The sequence below is a fragment of the Paraburkholderia sp. OAS925 genome (assembly GCF_040543975.1).
GTDB lineage: Bacteria > Pseudomonadota > Gammaproteobacteria > Burkholderiales > Burkholderiaceae > Paraburkholderia > Paraburkholderia graminis.
The window spans coordinates 3,402,870-3,418,614 of sequence record NZ_JBEUNO010000001.1; the positions used below are offsets into that span (position 1 = coordinate 3,402,870).

Here is a 15,745-nt window from a genome sequence, read left to right on the forward strand (position 1 = left end):
TTGATATGACTGACCGAGCGATTATAGACTGGCCCGCCTGGACGGATTCGCCGCCTGGCCGTTACGTGCTCGACTGGGAACAGACCCAGCTCGACCGTGTGGTGTCGGACGTGTTCGGCTACCACGCGCTGCAACTCGGCCTGCCGCAGCTCGACGCCTTGCGCGAAAATCGCATGCCTTGCCGCGGACTGGTGCTGGATGCCGCCAGCGGCGCGAGCGCGCCCTACAGCTTTCCGCGCGCGGACGCGCACGCCGGCAACGGAGCGGGCAACCCGACGCACGGGGCGACGCACGGCCCGGCGCGCGGCGCGTTTGCGCCGCTGCCTTCGCCAACGGGGCGCAGTGCCGTCTGGTGCGATCTGCTCGATCTGCCGTTCGAGGCGCAGAGCGTCGACCTGATCGTGATGCCGCACACGCTCGAATTTACGAGCGACCCGCACCGCCTGCTGCGCGAAGCCGAACGCGTGCTGATGCCGGAAGGCCAACTGATCATTCTCGGCTTCAACTCGTTGTCGCTCTGGGGCGCGCGGCAATCGGTCGGCAAGATGACCGGCCGGCCGTTCGTGCCCGCCGCCGTCGATCTGATCGCCTTCACGCGTCTTAAGGACTGGATCAAGCTGCTCGGATTCGACCTTGAACGCGGGCGCTTCGGCTGCTATCGTCCGCCGCTCGACAGCGACCAGTGGCTCTCGCGCTACGGCTTCATGGAAGCCGCCGGCGACCGCTGGTGGCCGATTTTCGGCGCGACCTACATGATCAAGGCGATCAAGCGCGTGCGCGGCATGCGCCTCGTCGGACCGCTGAAGGTGAAGAAACCCGTCCTCGCCGCGGGCCTCGCGCCCGCCGCCACACCGAATACACGCAACCACACTCAATGACAGCGAACATCATCGACATTTATACGGACGGCGCCTGCAAGGGCAATCCCGGCCCCGGCGGCTGGGGCGCGCTTTTGCGCTTCGGCGATCAGGAAAAAGAGCTGTTCGGCGGCGAAGCGAATACGACCAACAACCGCATGGAGCTGATGGGCGTGATTTCCGCGCTCGAAGCGCTCAAGCGTCCGTGCAAGGCCGTCGTGCACACCGATTCGCAGTACGTGCAGAAAGGCATCAGCGAGTGGATTCACGGCTGGAAAAAGAAAGGCTGGGTCACGGCGGCGAAGCAGCCGGTCAAGAACGCGGATCTGTGGAAGCGGCTCGATGCGCTCGTCGCGCAGCATGAAATCGAATGGCGCTGGGTGCGCGGCCATAACGGGCACCCGGAGAACGAGCGCGCCGATCAGCTCGCCAACCGCGGCGTCGCGTCGCTCGCGGAACTATGACGCCAAGCCGCCGGCCCGCGCGTTCTTTTGCTGCTTGTTTGCGGCTGCAACTTCTGAGGCAAAGCTAAAACCGATATGCGTCAACTGATCCTCGATACCGAAACGACGGGCCTCAACGCCCGCACCGGCGACCGCATCCTCGAGCTGGGCTGCGTCGAACTGGTAAACCGGCGGCTCACCGGCAACAACCTGCATTTCTATATCAATCCTGAACGCGACAGCGATCCCGGCGCACTGGCGGTCCACGGCCTGACCACCGAATTCCTCAGCGACAAGCCGAAGTTCGCCGACATCGCCGACCAGATTCGCGACTTTATCCAGGGCGCGGACCTGATCATTCACAACGCGCCGTTCGACATCGGCTTTCTCGACGCCGAATTCGCGTTGCTCGGCCTGCCGCCCGTGAGCAAGTATTGCGGCGAGATCATCGACACGCTCGCGCGCGCCAAGCAGATGTTCCCCGGCAAGCGCAATTCGCTCGACGCGCTCTGCGATCGCTTCGGCATCAGCAACGCGCACCGCACGCTGCACGGCGCGCTGCTCGACTCGGAACTGCTCGCCGAGGTTTATCTTGCGATGACGCGCGGCCAGGAAAGCCTCGTCATCGACATGCTCGGCGAATCGCACGCCGGCGGCGAAGCGCATGCGCCGCGCGTGGCGATCGAATCGCTGGATCTCGTGGTGATCGCGGCCAGCGACGACGAGCTCGCCGCGCATCAGGAAGTTCTCGACGGCCTCGACAAGGCGATCAAAGGCACGAGCGTGTGGCGTCTCGAACCTGCACCGGTGTCGGCCGTGTCGGATGAGCAAGCCGCTTAAAAAGTGCTGGACGAAGCCAAAAATCCCTGACATAATCTCGATCTCTTCGGGTGGTTAGCTCAGCGGTAGAGCACTGCCTTCACACGGCAGGGGTCACTGGTTCGATCCCAGTACTACCCACCAGATTCTTGGTGCGTCGATCACCGAAGACAAAGGGCTCACGTAGAAATGCGTGAGCCCTTTTCCGTTTTGGCGCGCTGTCTTGTCGTTGCTGTCTTGTCGTTGTATTGGCATCCGGTTTTGCGGCTCCCTAATCAGCCGCGCCGTCAACACCGAAACCTCGTCGATTGCGACGGCAAAACAGCGCTGATATAGTCGGTGTTCGGGCATTCGCCCCGTCTACTTTCTCCACCTCATTGACCACAGGGAGGCGTCACATGTTTGCAGTGCATATGGCCGTCCCTGACATGGTCCCGCGGCGCTCGCGTTTGCCTCTCAGTTGTTTCCTGAGTCGCCGCTGACGGGTCACTGACCTGTCGCCATCCGCGGTGCCGCCCGACAAGGCGCGCCGCGCAATTCCAGATAGTCCACCGCTCGCTCCGCAGGCTTGTTGCCCGCAGTTTCATTGCCGCAGCTTCATTGCGGTTTAACCGCGTGCTTCGACTATCTCTTCATCCTGCTTTTGACTGGAACCCCGTTGCGCCATGCGCGCCCGGGTTGTCGAAAAATGACCGGAAAAAAACTCGACTTTCGCGGACAAGCCTTTAAGGATGTCCTCGGCTTCACCTTCATTCACTGGGCGAAACAGCCTTGGCGCATCGTCGTCATTGCAGCGCTCGTCATGCTCTCCGCAGTGGCGGACGTGCTGACGCCGATGTTCGCCGGCCACCTCGTCGACGCCATCGCGTCGGGCCCGGCCGCGCGCGGCAGCGCCTGGCACGCGGCGGTCACGGCGTTTTGCGTGCTCGGCGCGCTCGGCCTCGGCGCGACCTTGCTGCGGCAAGGCATGTACTTCAACATCATCAAGCTGACGCTGAAGATGATGAGCGAGATCGCCGCCAACGCGTTTCATCGCGTGCAGCGGTTTTCGACCGACTGGCATGCGAACAGCTTCGCGGGCTCCACCGTGCGCAAAATCACGCGCGGCATGTGGGCGCTCGACCTGCTGAACGACACGTTGCTGATCGCGCTGTTTCCGTCGCTGATCATGCTGGTTGGCGCGACGCTGCTGCTCGGCTGGCGCTGGCCGATGATGGGCGCGGTGGTCGGCATCGGCTCGCTGATCTACATCACGGTAACGGTCGCGCTGTCGCTCGGCTATGTCGCGCCCGCCGCGCGCCTCGCCAATGCGTGGGACACGCGCATGGGCGGCGCGCTCGCGGACGCGGTGAGCTGCAACGGCGTGGTCAAGGCCTTCGGCGCGGAAGAGCGCGAAGAAGTGCTGCTTGCGCGCGTGATCGGCAAATGGCGCGAACGCACGCGGCGCACGTGGATCCGCGGCACGATCAACGGCGGCGTGCAGGGCGCGATGCTGGTGGCGATCCAGACGGCCATCCTCGGCGCCGCTCTGGTGCTGTGGCTGCGCGGCGAGGCGAGCGTCGGCGACATCACGTTCGCGCTGACGATGTTCTTCATGCTGCAAGGGTATTTGCGCGACGTGGGCATGCACATCCGGAACTTGCAGCGCTCCGTCAACGACATGGAAGAACTCGTGTCGCTGGAGCGCCAGCCGCTCGGTATCGAAGATCGGCCGGGCGCCGGTCCGATCGCGATTGGCAAAGGCGAGATCCGCTTCGAGCACGTCACCTTCCACTATGGGGCGAACGCCACGCCGCTGTACCGCGACTTCTCCGTGCGCATTGCGCCTGGCGAACGCGTCGGGCTGGTCGGCCATTCGGGCTCGGGCAAGACGACCTTTATCAAGCTGATCCAGCGCCTTTACGACGTTTCGGAAGGCCGCATCACGATCGACGGTCAGGACATCGCGCAGGTCAGGCAGGCGTCATTGCGCAGCCAGATTGCGATCGTGCAGCAGGAGCCGGTGCTGTTTCACCGCTCGCTGGCGGAGAACATCGCCTATGCGCGTCCGGACGCGAGTCGCGCCGACATCGAGCGAGCCGCGCGGCTTGCGAACGCGCACGACTTCATCAGCGCGTTGCCCGGCGGTTACGACACGCTGGTCGGCGAGCGCGGCATCAAGCTGTCGGGCGGCGAGCGTCAGCGTGTGGCAATCGCGCGCGCGTTTCTCGCCGATGCTCGCATTCTGATTCTCGACGAAGCGACATCGAGCCTCGACAGCGAAAGCGAAGTGCTGATCCAGCAGGCGATGGAGCGGCTGATGCTCGGCCGCACGACGCTCGTGGTCGCGCACCGCCTGTCGACCGTGCGCGCACTCGACCGGTTGCTCGTGCTCGACAAGGGCAAGGTGATCGAAGAAGGCAGCCACGAAACGCTGATCGGTCTCGAGAACGGCCTGTACCGGCGGCTCTTCGAGCGGCAGGCGCTGGAGTTGATCAAAGGCTTGAGCGAACCGGCCGTCGCCGTCCGCCAGGAAACGGCGCGCATGCGCAGTTCGGCGACCGACGATTCGAGCCTGCTGGTCGGCAAGTAAGAACGCCGACGATGACGCGCGTCACACGGAAATGCCTTTATTCAAGGCCTATTCCGTTGACGCGCCGCCGGCTTACACCGCGCCCGCAGGCAAGCCGATGCCGCGCGCCATGCCGGTTGCGGCGAACACCATCAGCACGAGCAAGACCGTCTGAATCACGCTCAGGTGTGCGTAGCGGCGTGCGTTGTGCAGGTCCGGCGCCTCGCCCTTTCGTATCGACGCGCGCCAGCGCATCAAGGCGAGCATCGACGGAACTTCAAGCAGGATGATGATGACGAGCAGCGTCATCTTGAGGTGAAAGAGCGGCTCGTGGAGATAGTAGTCGGCGCCCTTCTCGTAAGAACCGAAAACGCGCATCAGCCCCGTCACGATCAGCACCAGCGCGGACAGGCCCCACCGCGTGTCGGCCCGGAACACGGAGCGCAGCGCGGCCGGCACCGCCGCGCGACGCAGCGACCACGTGCGCCGCAGGATCGACGCAAGCGCGAAGCCATAAGCAAGCAGATGAAGAGCGGCAAGTAACCAGCGAACCAGCATAGCGACTCCTGCTAACGACACGGCACATCGTTGTTATCGCTCGCCCGCCGTCAAGCGCGGGCGGCGTCCTGGTTTCATTATCGACCACGGCTTACTTTACAACGCGCTCGTCCGTCATGGCATGTGAGCGACGGCACACAGCGCGCTTCACATTCAGACTTGCCGCAACGTGCTGTCGAGCGCGCGTGCCGCGACGCGATCGCCTTCGGTCGTCAACGCGGCGCGAAACACGGTCTGCCGGTTATGACCCGCGGCCGCAGGCGAATCCCACAGCAATTCGATTTTCGGACGACGGCCAAACGCAGCACGCGCAAGCGACGGCGCGCCGCTCGCGCGCGGCGCAGACGACGTCACCGCATCGCCCGCGGCATGCAGCGCGATCACCGGCGTGGGCGGCGCCGCAGACCGCGTGCCCGCACCGTCGGCCCAGCGCACCGAGAGCTCGCGCGCGTCGTACTGCCCCACCTTGCGACGCTCGGCCCACACGCTCACCGTGCGTGTCAGCGGGTCGAGCGAGACCGCATAGCGTCCGATCGCAAAGCGTCGCGCGGCGATGTTGGTGCGCCACAGCGGCCGCGGCCGGCAGATCCACAGGACCGCCGCGTAGAGCGCCGGTGCGACCAGCAGCCAGCCGTTGGTCGCAGCCACGGTTTGCGCGGCGCGGCGCCAGCCGGCGCTCATCGCAAACGCGCTGACTACCCAGACCGCAAACAGAAACCCGAGGAACGCAAAGAGACGCAGCGCTTGCCGCAGCCATTGCGGCAGCGGATGGAACGGACGCTCGGCCACGGCGCGCGCGCCCGGCAAGAAGATCAGCAGGAACAGGAAGACGAGGTTGACGCACGCCCACGGCGAGGACGCCATCGCCGATAGCGACGTCGTCAGATCCATCGCCGACATGGAAAACAGCCAGCGGGCGAGAAGCACGAGACCGATGGCGCGCAGCGCGAAAATCGTTCCGGCGCCGGGCGCGGCATTCGCTCGCGTCTCTTTCGTTCTCGCCAAGGCATCCTCCTGTCGTCGGCGGCGCCGCAGCCAAATTTGCGGCACGGCCATTATAGGGATATTACGAAAGGCGGCTGCTGCGGCGGTCGCGAAACACCCGCTTTGCATCGCGAAACGCGAAAAAACGCGGCGCGCATGCAACAACGCCCCGCGAGCGCGTGGCACGCGGGGCGTTGCGGGTGGCCGGCGAAGCGCTGTAACACGCTTGATCCGCCGAACCGGTTTGCTTCGACCGGCAGCTTCCGGTCTAGCGTTTTAGTTTGCGTTGACTTCGCGCAGCACCGTGCGGTGCTTGCGACGCAGCAGTTCTTCGTACGTCGCGACGTAGTTCTGCGCCATCACCTTCGACGAGAAACGCGCTTCGAACGACTTGCGCACCGTTTGGCGCGACAGCGTGTGCAGACGCTTGACCGCCGCGACCGCGCTGATTTCGTCTTCGACGACGAAGCCCGACACGCCGTTGTCGATCACTTCCGGCACCGAACCGCGGTTAAACGCGATCACCGGCGTACCGCAAGCCATTGCTTCGATCATCACGAGACCGAAGGGCTCCGGCCAGTCGATCGGGAACACCAGTGCATGCGCGTTGCCGAGGAACTCACGCTTTTCGGCTTCGCCGATTTCGCCGATGTATTCGACGTGCGGGAGCGCCATCAGCGGCTTGATCACTTCTTCGTAATAGGCACGATCGGCCTTGTCGATCTTGGCCGCGACCTTGAGCTTCATGCCTGCCTGGCCGGCGATGCGGATCGCACGGTCGAGACCCTTCTCCGGCGAAACGCGGCCGAGGAATGCGAGGTAGCCGGGCTCGACGTTCTTGATCGGCGTGAGCACGTTTTCCGGCAGACCGTGATAGACGGTTTGCAGCCAGTTTGCCTGCGGCAGCGGAATGCGCTGGTTGTCCGAGATCGAGACGACCGGCACGTCATTGAACGTGTTGAAGATCGGCTGAAGTTCCGGCAGATCGAGACGGCCGTGCAGCGTGGTCACGAACGGCACCGGCTGGCGCGCGAACAGCGAGAACGGGTAATAGTCGATGTGGAAATGCAGCACGTCGAATTCTTCCGCGCGGCGGCGCACTTCTTCGAGCAGCAGCATGTGCGGCGCCATCACGTCGCGGATGGTCGGGTCAAGGCGCAGTGCTTGCGGCCAGAACGCTTCGAGCTTTGCCGAGGTTTGCGAATCGCCGCTCGCAAAGAGCGTGACGTCGTGGCCCTGCTCGACCAGCGCTTCGGTCAGATAAGACACCACACGTTCCGTACCACCGTACAGCTTGGGAGGAACCGCCTCGTGCAACGGAGCGATTTGAGCGATTCGCATATGAAGAACTCCTCGTAAAAAACCGGCAAAAGTACTGCGTTTGGTAAAAGCGACTCGCTTGCTCGCCAGGGCAGTCGGGCCGGACACGCCGGCGCGGGCCTATTCTCTCGAGATAGCCTGCGAAGGATCGCTTCAGTTTAAATAGCCCGGACGACGATCGCCGTCCATGCCTGTGCGGTAAACGCACAGACGTGCCCGACGTTGACAAACTGTCAGAAATTTCGGCAGGGCCTACAGCGCATGCATTATCGATGCCGGGATTCTCGCTGCACCACAACATTTCAAAGACTTTACTTTGTTACAGCAGGGATACACTTTGCAAACCCTTGTTTTGCAAGGCAGTTCTACAGTAACGACTGGCTTGCTGCTGTGCCGTCGTGCATGCTTGCCCCGGCTCGACGGTCGTGCTTTGTAAGTTCTTGCACAAGCGTACCGGCACCCGTTGAAGAGAATTCAGCGCCGGGCTGAATGCAATTTGTAATTATATCCCGAAATATTCCGCGATCCGCGTGAACCACTGCCGCCGCAGTCAGTCGAGCAAGAGGTAGATCGCGGACGTCCATCGCGACATCAATCGCGCCAAAAGCCCGGATACACAGGGCGCAATCGTCTTTGCATGTTTACAATGCGAAGCATTGGCTTCGCCGCGATGCTTTTTCGCGTGGCCCATGGCTTGCATGCACACCTCCGAACCACACCGACCTCTCGATCAATTGGAACATTTGACCATCGCCCAGCGCAACGCCGAAAACGCAAAGCTCGCGAGCTATGCGCACAGGCCGCTTGCGTTCCTTTTCCGTTTTATCCGCCGCCATCCGCTCGCTCATACGATCGTGCTGTGCAGCGTGGTAGCGGCCGTGGGCTGTGCGCTCGCTTCGCAGTACGCGATCAAACATCTTATCGACGTGCTCGGCACCGGCCGGCATCATCCCGGGCCGCTGTGGGGCGCGTTCGCGATCCTCGTCGGACTGATCGCGGCGGATAACCTGCTGTGGCGGGTCGGCGGCTGGGTCGCGGCGCATACGTTCGTCGCCGTGACCGGCGACTTGCGGCGCGACCTCTTCCAGTATCTGAGCGGACATTCGCCGACCTACTACGCCGAGAAGCAGCCCGGCATGCTGGCAAGCCGGATCACCGCGACCTCGAACGCCGTCTACACCGCCGAAAACACCACGGCGTGGAACGTCCTGCCGCCGTGCATCGCCGTGCTCGGCGCGATCTTCATGATCATCGCGGTCAACCCGCTGATGGCGGGCGGCCTGATGCTGTGCTCGGCGATTCTGTCGGTGGTGCTGTACAAGCTCGCCGGCCGCGGCTCGGTGCGCCATCACCATTTCGCGACTAGAGCGGCCTCGGTGGACGGCGAGCTCGTCGACGTCATCAGCAACATGGGCCTCGTGCGCGCGTTCGGCATGACGTTTCGCGAGCAGCAGCGTTTCGGCGCGACGGTCAAGGCCGAGATGGACGCGCGTCAGCAGAGCCTGCTGTATCTCGAGAAGCTGCGCCTGCTGCACGCGGTGATCACCGCGCTGCTGTCGGCGGGTCTGCTCGGCTGGGCGCTGTTGCTGTGGGACCAAGGCAAGGCGACTTCGGGCGACATCGTGCTCGTCAGCTCGCTCGGCTTCACGATTCTGCACGGCACGCGCGACCTCGCGGTCGCACTGGTGGACGTCACGCAGCACGTCGCGCGACTCGCCGAAGCCGTGCGCACGCTGCTCGAGCCGCACGGCATGCCCGATCGCGACGGCGCCACCGAACTCGTGCCGCAAGGCGGGCGCGTCGACTTCGAAAGCGTGACGTTCGCGTATCCGCGCCGCCGGCCGATCCTCGATCATTTCGATCTGCATATCGAACCGGGTCAGCGTGTCGGGCTGATCGGCAAGTCGGGCGCGGGCAAGTCGACGGTGCTCGCCCTGCTCCAGCGTTTCTACGAGACGCAAGGCGGCGCGATCAAGATCGACGGACAGGACATCGCCACGATCACGCAAGACAGCCTGCGCCACACCATCGCGCTCGTGCCGCAGGATATTTCGCTGTTCCATCGCACGGTGTACGAGAACATTGCCTATGGCCGCCCCGAAGCGAGCCGCGACGAAGTGCTGGCGGCGGCGCGCGAGGCGCGCTGCACGGACTTCATCGAGGCGATGCCGGAAGGTTTCGACACGATCGTCGGCGACCGCGGCGTGAAGCTGTCCGGCGGACAGCGTCAGCGCATCGCGATCGCACGCGCGATCCTGAAGAACGCGCCGATCCTGCTGCTCGACGAAGCCACCTCGGCGCTGGACAGCGCATCGGAAGAAGCGATCCAGAAGGCGCTCGACCGGCTGATGGTCGGCCGCACGGTGATCGCGATCGCGCACCGCCTGTCGACGCTGCATAACTTCGACCGCATCATCGTGATGAGCGCGGGCAAGGTCATCGACGACGGCAGTCCCGAAGAGCTGCGCCAGCGCCCCGGCCTCTATCGCGATCTGCTTTCGAAGCAATACGGCAAAGGCACGACGCTGCATGTGGGCGGCAAGAAGGTCGATGAACAGCATGTGATCTGAGGCGCGCGCCGCATTGCGCCACATCGCATTAAGCGCAGTCACTCAGCAGCAGAAAAGCCGCTTGAAAAGCGGCTTTTCTGCTTTCTGCGCTGGCTTTACGAGCTCGCTACCGCATCGTCATTGCGAGCGCTGCGCGTCGCGCCCCGCCGCTAGCTCGCCACAATCTCGCGCGCGGTTTTTTTCCCCACTCGGGCGCGCGGCCGTGCGCTTGCGGTGCGTGCTGCACCATTGGCGCTCTGCAAATCGCGCATGAAGTTGTCGCGCCACACCGAGACATTGTTCTCGCGCAGTTGCGCCATCATGTCGCGATGACGCGCCTGGCGCTCCGCGAGCGGCATCTCGAGCCCCGTCGCGAGCGCGTCCGCCATGCCGTCGATATCGACAGGATTCACGATCAGCGCGCCGTCCAGTTCCTGCGCGGCGCCGGCAAAGCGCGACAGCACGAGCACGCCCGGATTCTCCGGGTCCTGCGCCGATACGTATTCCTTCGCGACGAGGTTCATGCCGTCGCGCAGAGGCGTCACGTAGCCGACGTGCGCGGTGCGAAACAGCGCGGCAAGCACCGAGCGCTCATATTGTTTGTGGATGTAGAGAATCGGCGTCCAGTCGAGTTCGGCGAAACGTCCGTTGATGCGGCCCGACTCCCCTTCCAGTTGCAGACGGATGTCCTGATACGCGTGCATGTCGGCGCGCGTGGGCGGCGCGATCTGCAGGAACGACACCTTGTTGCGCTGCGCCGCCGCGTGTTCCAGCAGACGCTCGAAGGCGCGGAACCTCTCGACGAGTCCCTTCGAATAATCGAGGCGATCGACGCTCATGATGAGCTTGCGCGAATGCAGCGTCGCTTTCATCGTGCGCACCGGCTTGCCGCGCTCGCCCGCTTTCGCGAGTTCGGCGATCTCGTCCGGATAGACGCCGATCGGGTAAGCGGCGGCGCGCAGCGTGCGGCCGAACGCATGAATCGAGAGCGGGCCGTCGGACGACGCGTCGACGGTGCCGTTCGCCTCGTTGACGATGTAATCGCAGAACGCGCGCAAATCCGGCGCCGTCTGGAAACCGAGCAGATCGAACGAACACAGCGCTTGCACCAGTTCGCGATGCGGCGGCACGGCGAGCAGCACTTGCGAAGCGGGAAACGGAATGTGCAGGAAAAAGCCGATGCGGTTCTTCACGCCCGCGGCGCGCAACGCCTCGGCAAACGGGATCAGGTGATAGTCGTGGACCCAGATGACGTCGTCGTCGCGCAAGAGCGGCACGAGTTGTTGGGCGAGCCAGGCATTCACGCGGCAGTAGCCGCCGAAATCGTGCCGGTCGTATTGCACCAGATCGGCCCGATAGTGGAAAGCCGGCCACAGCGTGGCGTTCGAGAAGCCGCGGTAGTACTGGTCGTAATCGCGCCGCATCAGCGCGATGGTCGCGAAGGTCACCGGACCGCGCTCTTCGAGCTTGATCTGCGGCTGGCCCGAACTCAGCACCTCGCCGCTCCAGCCGAACCACATGCCGCCCGTTTCCTTGAGCGCGTCGTATACGCGCGACCGCGAGACCGCCTGCCGCCGGGCCGCCCTCCGAGATCGGCGCGACCCGGTTCGAAACGATAATCAGTCGGCTCATGAAGCGCTGTCCCCGATGTAATACGTTGTTGTCGCGCTATGTCGTGCGCGTTGTATGCGTTGCAGCGCGGGCGATGCGAGCGTCATGCGCCACGCGCGGCCGCGACCACTGTCGCGAGCCAGTCGAGCAGCGCGGTCACCGACTCCACGCGCGCTTGTGCCGTCGTGTCGCCCGTGCCGACCTTGATCGACAGTCCGTTGCGTTCGTTGACGACCGCGAAGCCTTTTTCGTCGGTCAAATCGTCGCCGGCAAAAAGCGGCTTGCGTCCGACAAACGGCGGCTCATCGAGGAACGCACGCAGCGCGCGGCCTTTGTCGACATCCTTCGGCTTGATTTCGTAGACCATCTTGCCCGGCTGCAGCACATACGAGTTCGGGTAATCCGCGACCAGCCGCTCCGTCGCCTCGCGCGCAGCGGTCTCGCGATCGGGCGCGTTGCGATAGTGCAGCGCGAGCGCCGCGCCCTTGATTTCGAGCAGCATGCCGGGGTTCGCGTTGACGACTTCGGCGAGCACCTGCTCCATGCGCAACAGCCGCTCGTCGTGAAAGCCGATGCGCTGAGTGTCGCCGTTTGCGTCGCGCCGCTCGGCGCCGTGCAAACCGGCAATCGGCAGATCGGGCATGCCGAGAAAAGCGTCGATGCTGTCGATACCGCGGCCCGACACCACGGCGACCGCACCGTTCGTCAAACGTCGCAGTTCGCCAAGCAGTTCAATCACGCGAGGTTGCACCTGCACGCCATCCGGCGTGGGCGCGAGTTCGACGAGCGTGCCGTCGAAATCGAAGAAAAACGCGGTCTCGCTCGGAGACAGGAAAGCCGGAAGTGCTTGCATCGGGTTAATTTGCCTTTCGGCCTTGTGCAGCCGGAAAAGTGTGCGCATCTTACCGCGCATCCATCAATTTTTCGAGAAACCAGGCCGCGCGGCAAGCGCGAACGCAAGGTGCGGCGGCGCGATCATGCCGCGCCCAGTCGAATTGCATTCAAAACGGAAACGATCCGGCTTCAGCGCGCTTTCAGCCATGTGCGTCAAATTGCCTCGCAAGCCGTGCGCCCGTGGGCTGCGAGCGACGCCTTCCGTCATTTTGCGATACAGTCGCAGCCACACGAGACTTTGGCGTTACGACGATTTTTGTCCATGATCGCGAACCGTCCGCCTCAACGCACGCACGCCCGGGTGCGAGCTAGCGCGGGGCGCGCGGCGGCAATGCGCCGCTCTACAATCGAGTCATTGATACCTGCTTTGTTCCCGATCATCTCACTGCGACGGCTGCAACCTGCTCACGCGTCATCGCTTCGCGCCGGACTCGCGCACGCATCGATGTCGACGGCCAAAGCCTGCGCGCTCGTCGCCGTGATCGCGCTTGCCGGTTGCACCAATCGCGCGGAGCCGTGGCATTTGACGAACGTGAGCGGCCATTTGCCCGACCTCGATTTCTCGCTGACGGGCGACGACGGCCGGCCCGTCACGGGCGCGTCGTTCAAAGGCCGCACATCGCTCGTCTATTTCGGCTACACGCATTGCCCGGACGTCTGCCCCGAAACGATGGGACGGCTGATGCAGGTGCTCGACAAACTCGGCCCCGACGCGCAGAAGGTGCGCATCCTGTTCGTCACCGTCGATCCGGCGCGCGACACACCGCAAGCCCTGCACGACTATGTCGGCGCATTCGACTCGAAGCATGCCGAAGGGCTGACCGGCACCGACCGGCAGATCGAGTCGCTCGCGAAGCGCTACCGCGTTGCTTATCAGATGGAAAAGCGCGACCCAAACGGCAGCTACGAAGTCACGCACAGTTCCGCCGTCTATGTATTCGACGCAGAAGGCCGCGCGCGCCTGCTCGCGACCGACAACGACACGCCCGATGCGATCGCCCAAGACTTGCGACGCATCGTCGATCAACGCTCCTGACCTTCAGCCATGACCCAGATCAACCACGTGACGCACGTCATCCGTAAAACCAGAACGCTGTCCGCTCTTGCCGGCGCCCTCGCCCTTTCGCTCGCCTTCGCGAGCGCCGCCCACGCCGCCGGCGCGCAAGCGATCACCGCCAAAGACGCATGGGTGCGCTGGCTGCCGAACAATCTGCCGGCGGCCGGCTACGTGACGCTCGTCAATGCGGGCGACAAGCCGCTCGATCTCGTCGATATTTCGAGCAGCGATTACGGCGACGCGATGCTGCATCAAACGGTCTCGAACGGTTCGTCGCAGAAGATGGTGATGGTCGACAAGCTCACGGTGCCCGCGCACGGACAGGTAGCGATCGCGCCCGGCGGCTATCACGTGATGCTCGAAGACGCGAAGCACAAGATCGCGCCGGGCGACACCGTGCACCTGAAGCTGAAGTTCTCCGACGGCGCGACGCTCGACACGCCCTTCGCGGTCAAGTCGCCCGCGCAAACGAAGTAAGCGGAGCGATTCGCGGCAATGGACCTGCTGTACTGGCTCGATCCCTGGGAATTTTCGCCGACGGTCGTCGTCGCTCTGCTGCTGCCCGCCGTCCTGTTCGTGCGCGGCGCGCGCAAGGCGAAGGTGTCGGTGGCGCGGCGCATTTCCTTCTGGTTCGGGCTCGTGGCGTTGTACGTCGCGTTGCACACGCGGCTCGACTATTTCTTCGAGCATGAGTTTTTCATGCATCGCGCGCAGCATCTGGTGCTGCATCATCTCGGACCGTTCTTTATCGCGCTGTCGTATCCGGGCGCGGCATTGCGCGCCGGCATTCCGTTCGGCTGGCGCCAGCGTTTCGTGCGGCCCGCGCTCGCGATGCCGTTCGTGCGCAAGCTGATCGACGTGGTGATGCATCCGGTCGTCGCGGTGACGTTGTTCGTCGGGCTGATCTACTTCTGGCTGATGTCGCCGATTCATTTTGTCGCGATGCTCGACTGGCGGCTTTATCGCGTGATGAACTGGAGCATGGTGATCGACGGCCTGCTGTTCTGGTGGCTCGTGCTCGATCCGCGTCCGGCGCCGCCCGCGCGTTTGTCGCCCGGCAAGCGCGTGCTGGTGGTGATCGCCGCGATTCCGCCGCAGATCGTCCTCGGCGCATTCATCTTCTTCACGCCGCGCGAGCTGTATCCGATCTATTCGATCTGCGGCCGCGCGTTCACCTGGCTTAGCCCGATGCGCGATCAACAGATCGGCGGGCTGCTGCTGTGGATCCCCGGCTCGATGATGAGCGTGATAGGTGCGCTGCTGGCGTTGCGCCACTGGATGCGTCTGTCGGCTCGCGGACGCGTGCGTGGGGAACGGCGTGCGGTGGTGGTGGCTAATGCGAGCAGGCCGACGGGCGGCACACTCACCGCGAAGGCGGCTTCGACGAGCGACGCGGGGCAGCGTTGAGGCGGGGCTATGATGCGCTGCCGTGGTCGGCTTTGCTGCTGATGCGCGGCTAACGCACGGCTGCGCCTTGCTCGCGGCTTGCGCGGTCTTACTTATCCCACGCCGCTCGGGCGTGCGCTCATCGCAGCGGAGTCTCCATCACGCCGAACGCATCCACACGTGCGGAATGCCGTCTTCCTCGTGAATCTCGGACACCGGCTCAAAACCAAACGCGCCATAGAAACCTTGCAGATGGGCCTGCGCATGCAGGCGAATCGGCGTGCCGGGCCACTGCTTGCGAATATGCGCGATCGCGCGATCCAGCATCGCGTTGCCAAGACCGATGCCGCGAAATGCCGCGGTCGTCAGCACCCGGCCGATGCGAATATCGGCGTCGTCGGCGTCGGGAAGAAGCACGCGCAGATAGCCGGCGAGCGGCGGCCGCGCGGCGCCCGTGAGCGCTTGCCCGGACGCATCCGCAGCCGGGCCGAACGCGAGCAGGTGCCACGCGTCGAGATCGAGTCCGTCGATATCGCCATACAGGCAGTTCTGCTCGATCACGAAGACAGCGCTACGCGCGGCGAGCATCGCGTAGACCTCCGCGCTCGTCAGTTCGTCGAACGCTTTCCAGCGCCAGCCGAGTGCCGCGACGCGGGCGGCGGCAGTGTGCTGCGGTTCAGTCATGAGAGCTTTGCTAAAAGAAAAAGGTGCGCCGT

At 64.1% G+C, this 15,745-nt stretch carries 13 protein-coding genes, 1 tRNA gene and 1 pseudogene; 9 read left to right on the forward strand and 6 right to left on the reverse strand.

Translation table 11 applies throughout. From position 1 onward, the window contains the following. Nucleotides 1-5: 5 nt before the first annotated feature. The 5 genes from ABIE53_RS14780 (at nucleotide 6) to ABIE53_RS14800 (ending at nucleotide 4,691) form a co-directional block, all read left to right on the forward strand. The gene (locus tag ABIE53_RS14780) at nucleotides 6-878 is read left to right on the forward strand and encodes a class I SAM-dependent methyltransferase (RefSeq protein ID WP_114156325.1); all 873 of its coding nucleotides are present in this window, start codon (nucleotides 6-8) and stop codon (nucleotides 876-878) included. Next, complete coding sequence (gene rnhA, locus ABIE53_RS14785; protein WP_006051973.1) at nucleotides 875-1,321, forward strand: ribonuclease HI; 447 nt, start codon at nucleotides 875-877, stop codon at nucleotides 1,319-1,321. The genes ABIE53_RS14780 and rnhA overlap by 4 nt, the downstream gene beginning before the upstream one ends. Nucleotides 1,322-1,396: 75 nt before the next feature. Further along, complete coding sequence (gene dnaQ, locus ABIE53_RS14790; RefSeq protein WP_192698828.1) at nucleotides 1,397-2,140, forward strand: DNA polymerase III subunit epsilon; 744 nt, start codon at nucleotides 1,397-1,399, stop codon at nucleotides 2,138-2,140. A 48-nt stretch (nucleotides 2,141-2,188) separates the two neighbouring features. Then, nucleotides 2,189-2,263, forward strand: a tRNA-Val gene (locus tag ABIE53_RS14795). A gap of 544 nt (nucleotides 2,264-2,807) precedes the next feature. Further along, nucleotides 2,808-4,691: an ABC transporter ATP-binding protein gene (locus ABIE53_RS14800; protein ID WP_192698827.1), complete on the forward strand. Its 1,884-nt coding sequence runs from the start codon at nucleotides 2,808-2,810 to the stop codon at nucleotides 4,689-4,691. Between the two features lie 72 nt (nucleotides 4,692-4,763). On the opposite strand, the gene ABIE53_RS14805 is transcribed toward ABIE53_RS14800, so the two are convergent. From ABIE53_RS14805 to ABIE53_RS14815, 3 genes are all read right to left on the reverse strand, one after another. Further along, nucleotides 4,764-5,228 carry a DUF2214 family protein gene (locus ABIE53_RS14805; protein WP_192698826.1) on the reverse strand — a complete coding sequence of 155 codons (465 nt, stop codon included), beginning with the start codon at nucleotides 5,226-5,228 and terminating at the stop codon, nucleotides 4,764-4,766. Nucleotides 5,229-5,381: 153 nt separating this feature from the next. Continuing rightward, entirely contained in the window at nucleotides 5,382-6,233 is an 852-nt protein-coding gene (locus ABIE53_RS14810; protein WP_053858542.1) for a hypothetical protein, read from the reverse strand. A gap of 255 nt (nucleotides 6,234-6,488) precedes the next feature. Next, entirely contained in the window at nucleotides 6,489-7,553 is a 1,065-nt protein-coding gene (locus ABIE53_RS14815; RefSeq protein ID WP_192698825.1) for a glycosyltransferase family 4 protein, read from the reverse strand. Between the two features lie 713 nt (nucleotides 7,554-8,266). On the opposite strand from ABIE53_RS14815, the gene ABIE53_RS14820 reads away from it, so the two are divergent. Beyond that, nucleotides 8,267-10,102, forward strand: coding sequence for an ABC transporter ATP-binding protein (locus ABIE53_RS14820; RefSeq protein WP_035569805.1), 1,836 nt, complete (start codon nucleotides 8,267-8,269; stop codon nucleotides 10,100-10,102). Between the two features lie 149 nt (nucleotides 10,103-10,251). Here ABIE53_RS14820 and otsA read toward each other — a convergent pair. Beyond that, a pseudogene (otsA, locus tag ABIE53_RS14825) lies at nucleotides 10,252-11,713 on the reverse strand (alpha,alpha-trehalose-phosphate synthase (UDP-forming)). An 82-nt stretch (nucleotides 11,714-11,795) separates the two neighbouring features. Continuing rightward, entirely contained in the window at nucleotides 11,796-12,545 is a 750-nt protein-coding gene (gene otsB / locus ABIE53_RS14830; protein WP_192698823.1) for a trehalose-phosphatase, read from the reverse strand. A 372-nt stretch (nucleotides 12,546-12,917) separates the two neighbouring features. Here otsB and ABIE53_RS14835 point away from each other — a divergent pair, with 372 nt between their 5' ends. The 3 genes from ABIE53_RS14835 to ABIE53_RS14845 are packed head-to-tail and all read left to right on the forward strand — an operon-like array spanning nucleotide 12,918 to nucleotide 15,050. Further along, complete coding sequence (locus ABIE53_RS14835) at nucleotides 12,918-13,622, forward strand: SCO family protein (RefSeq protein WP_374710184.1); 705 nt, start codon at nucleotides 12,918-12,920, stop codon at nucleotides 13,620-13,622. Nucleotides 13,623-13,631: 9 nt separating this feature from the next. Next, nucleotides 13,632-14,120: a copper chaperone PCu(A)C gene (locus ABIE53_RS14840; RefSeq protein ID WP_192698821.1), complete on the forward strand. Its 489-nt coding sequence runs from the start codon at nucleotides 13,632-13,634 to the stop codon at nucleotides 14,118-14,120. Nucleotides 14,121-14,138: 18 nt separating this feature from the next. Next, on the forward strand, nucleotides 14,139-15,050 hold the full coding sequence (locus tag ABIE53_RS14845) for a cytochrome c oxidase assembly protein (protein WP_192698820.1): 912 nt from the start codon (nucleotides 14,139-14,141) through the stop codon (nucleotides 15,048-15,050). Between the two features lie 138 nt (nucleotides 15,051-15,188). Here the strand turns inward: ABIE53_RS14845 and ABIE53_RS14850 are convergent, their stop codons facing one another. Further along, nucleotides 15,189-15,713, reverse strand: coding sequence for a GNAT family N-acetyltransferase (locus ABIE53_RS14850; protein ID WP_192698819.1), 525 nt, complete (start codon nucleotides 15,711-15,713; stop codon nucleotides 15,189-15,191). Nucleotides 15,714-15,745: the final 32 nt, after the last annotated feature.

Coding starts and splice junctions, on each gene's coding strand:
- ABIE53_RS14800 (WP_192698827.1), top strand. CDS start 2,808: ATGACCGGAAAAAAACTCGACTTTCGCGGACAAGCCTTTAAGGATGTC.
- ABIE53_RS14840 (WP_192698821.1), top strand. CDS start 13,632: ATGACCCAGATCAACCACGTGACGCACGTCATCCGTAAAACCAGAACG.
- ABIE53_RS14815 (WP_192698825.1), bottom strand. CDS start 7,553: ATGCGAATCGCTCAAATCGCTCCGTTGCACGAGGCGGTTCCTCCCAAG.
- ABIE53_RS14850 (WP_192698819.1), bottom strand. CDS start 15,713: ATGACTGAACCGCAGCACACTGCCGCCGCCCGCGTCGCGGCACTCGGC.
- otsB (WP_192698823.1), bottom strand. CDS start 12,545: ATGCAAGCACTTCCGGCTTTCCTGTCTCCGAGCGAGACCGCGTTTTTC.
- ABIE53_RS14845 (WP_192698820.1), top strand. CDS start 14,139: ATGGACCTGCTGTACTGGCTCGATCCCTGGGAATTTTCGCCGACGGTC.
- rnhA (WP_006051973.1), top strand. CDS start 875: ATGACAGCGAACATCATCGACATTTATACGGACGGCGCCTGCAAGGGC.
- ABIE53_RS14805 (WP_192698826.1), bottom strand. CDS start 5,228: ATGCTGGTTCGCTGGTTACTTGCCGCTCTTCATCTGCTTGCTTATGGC.
- ABIE53_RS14780 (WP_114156325.1), top strand. CDS start 6: ATGACTGACCGAGCGATTATAGACTGGCCCGCCTGGACGGATTCGCCG.
- dnaQ (WP_192698828.1), top strand. CDS start 1,397: ATGCGTCAACTGATCCTCGATACCGAAACGACGGGCCTCAACGCCCGC.
- ABIE53_RS14835 (WP_374710184.1), top strand. CDS start 12,918: ATGCGCCGCTCTACAATCGAGTCATTGATACCTGCTTTGTTCCCGATC.